Source organism: Acinetobacter sp. YH16032, from assembly GCF_013417345.1.
Lineage (GTDB): Bacteria > Pseudomonadota > Gammaproteobacteria > Pseudomonadales > Moraxellaceae > Acinetobacter.
On record NZ_VPEE01000105.1, the window covers coordinates 1 to 2,550 of the forward strand.

The 2,550-nt window shown below is 41.6% G+C and carries 4 protein-coding genes; all 4 read left to right on the forward strand.

Features of this window, described 5'->3' with window-relative positions; translation table 11 throughout:
- Positions 1-360 precede the first annotated feature (360 nt).
- The 4 genes from FTV32_RS16480 (at position 361) to FTV32_RS16495 (ending at position 2,527) form a co-directional block, all read left to right on the forward strand.
- Positions 361-684: a hypothetical protein gene (locus FTV32_RS16480; RefSeq protein ID WP_179991768.1), complete on the forward strand. Its 324-nt coding sequence runs from the start codon at positions 361-363 to the stop codon at positions 682-684.
- Positions 677-847, forward strand: a complete 171-nt coding sequence (locus FTV32_RS16485) for a hypothetical protein (RefSeq protein ID WP_179995794.1) — start codon at positions 677-679, stop codon at positions 845-847. The genes FTV32_RS16480 and FTV32_RS16485 overlap by 8 nt, the downstream gene beginning before the upstream one ends.
- Complete coding sequence (locus tag FTV32_RS16490; RefSeq protein WP_179991767.1) at positions 844-1,134, forward strand: hypothetical protein; 291 nt, start codon at positions 844-846, stop codon at positions 1,132-1,134. Before FTV32_RS16485 ends, FTV32_RS16490 begins: the two co-directional genes overlap by 4 nt.
- Before the next feature lie 85 nt (positions 1,135-1,219).
- Positions 1,220-2,527: a protein rep gene (locus FTV32_RS16495; protein ID WP_257221987.1), complete on the forward strand. Its 1,308-nt coding sequence runs from the start codon at positions 1,220-1,222 to the stop codon at positions 2,525-2,527.
- Positions 2,528-2,550 lie beyond the last annotated feature (23 nt).

Sequence of the window (2,550 nt, forward strand, 5' to 3'; positions counted from 1 at the left end):
CCCGTGTTCGGGTTCGGCAACGAATCCGAAGATGGGACGGATATTTATATAATATTGACCTATTCCCGTATGTTGAGCATAGGCTATTAGCTTTTATTGGTTAGCCTGTTTCTTGAGAAACGCGTAAGCGTGCATTCTGAAAATTCTACTGCAACACGTAAGAGTTAGAGCAGGCGGAGTGCCTGCGAACTGACGCAATAAAAACTCTTAACTTTCCTTTCCCTGATTACAAAGCTCCCCTTAGCACCTAAGTGGGAGCTTTTAGCAATCCCGCAGGGTTGCGCCACAAAGAATAATGATATATAAATAACTCACCAGTTAAGCTACTTTAATTTTTTTACATATACAGGGTATATCATTATGACTGAGCCAACTAATTTAGATTTGTTTGTTGCTGAACTTAAAAAAACAGGTCGTTCTAGCTATCACGGTGCATATTTTCAAGTTCCTTTCCGTATCCAATTGCATCTTCATGCGAAAGTTGAATCTCTTGCAAAACACTTAAACAGCTCTCGAAATAAAGTCTTGAATGATCTTTTGGCTATTGCTCTTGATCAGGTTTATTTATCTTTAAATCTCGATGAAGACACTTTGCATGACATTCAGGTTGAGGAGGGGCGGATTCTTCAGGATTTATTGAAGGATCGCCAGTCAATCAATTCTGGAGATATGGCGGATGACTAATTTTGAGGTTACGGCTAACAAGCCTATGGCTTCACTTGATGAAGCTGCTTCATATTTTAAAAAAGTGTTGCAGGAGCATTTAGATAAAAAACGTGACATCACGTTATTTGCTATTGCTGTTGTTGAGGGTCGATTAAAAGTGATTGAGGGTTTTCCAAGATGATTAAGTTAGAGGGAACAGTATTAAACGTCTTTACTCAACAAGGCGGAACAAACAAGAAAGGCGAAGCCTTTGAAGATCGTGACAAGGTGCAAATTTTGGGAGCTATGGAGCTTCCAAACGGTGATGTAAAAAATGAGCTTTTTACATTATCAGTCGAAAATCATCGTGATTTTATCGACTTCTTAAATCAAAAAATTTCTATTGCTGTTGGAGCAATGGCAAGCGGACGTAATGTGATTTTTTATGTCGCAAAAGGCGCACAGCCTGAATTAGCAAAAACCGTGTGAAACACGAAAAAAAACAGTGAGTTAGGCTTGCCTACTCGCTGTTTTTTCTTTCTCTTGATACTATTGATTAAAGTGGGGACAAAAATTGACTAAAAAAGGCAATAAAAAAGCCCATAATTCGGCTGCTTTGGCGGGCGTTGAATTACAGGCTTTGGAATCTTCTTGCGAAGATCAACATTCGGATAGAATAACACGTTTTGCGACTTTAAAACATAGGGCTAAAAACCAAGAAAACTATCTTTTTACACTAGCCAAGTTTAAAGAGAACTATGTTAAAGACGTTAAAAACGATGAATCTATTGCGGCTCTTAAATCTGCCCAAAAATTGAATGAGTGCGGAAACTATCTGCTATTCAAAAATTTCTATACTTTGGGTGAAATCAAACTAACAAAAATCCAAACATGCGGGCAGCATTTGCTTTGCCCTTTCTGCGCTGCTATTCGTGCCTCCCGTGCTGTTACTCGATACGTTCAACGTATTGATGAAGTATTAACGCAAAATCGCAAGCTCAAGCCCGTTCTAATCACGCTCACAGTAAAAAACGGTTCTGACCTACGGGAACGTGCCGACCATCTTCTAAACGCCTTTAGGAAGCTCCTAGAGCGTCGTAGAGACTTCATCAAGAAGGGTCGAGGGTACAACGAGTTTTGTAAGGTTCAGGGCGCTATGTACTCATACGAAAACACGTATAACGAAAAAACAGGTGAATGGCATCCCCATATTCACATGTTTGCACTGGTGGATAGCTGGATTGATCAGCAAGAGTTTGCGGAATATTGGCAAAGCCTCACTGGTGATTCTTATATTGTAGACGTTCGCAGGGCGAAAAAAGAAAAGGGTTCAGGCTATGCGGGAGCAGCAGCAGAGGTCTGTAAGTACGCTTTAAAGTTTGGTGATCTATCGGTTGAAAAGACTTGGGAGGCTTTTAAGATTCTCAAGGGGCGTCGCTTAACTGGCTCATTTGGTCTTTTATGGGGTGTCAAAATCCCTGAAGAAGCTACGGACGAACTTCCAGACGATCAGTCTTTGCCATATCTCGAAATGCTTTACAAATTCAACTATGCCAAGCATTCATACTATGACTTGATTGTTACACGCAACGTAGAGCCAAAGGCGAAAGCGGAACTAGGAGGAGGAGGAGGAGTTGCGACGACGACCGACCGACGTTGTGAAGCTGTAGCATTGGCGACTAAGGACGAAGCTATCATTTTCGGTCGTGGCGAGGGCACGCAGCACGTGAAAATGAAGCGAGGACGCAAAAAAGCCCACTGGAGAATCCCACCTGCTACCCGTGTTCGGGTTCGGCAACGAATCCGAAGATGGGACGGATATTTATATAATATTGACCTATTCCCGTATGTTGAGCATAGGCTATTAGCTTTTATTGGTTAGCCTGTTTCTTGAGAAACGCGTAA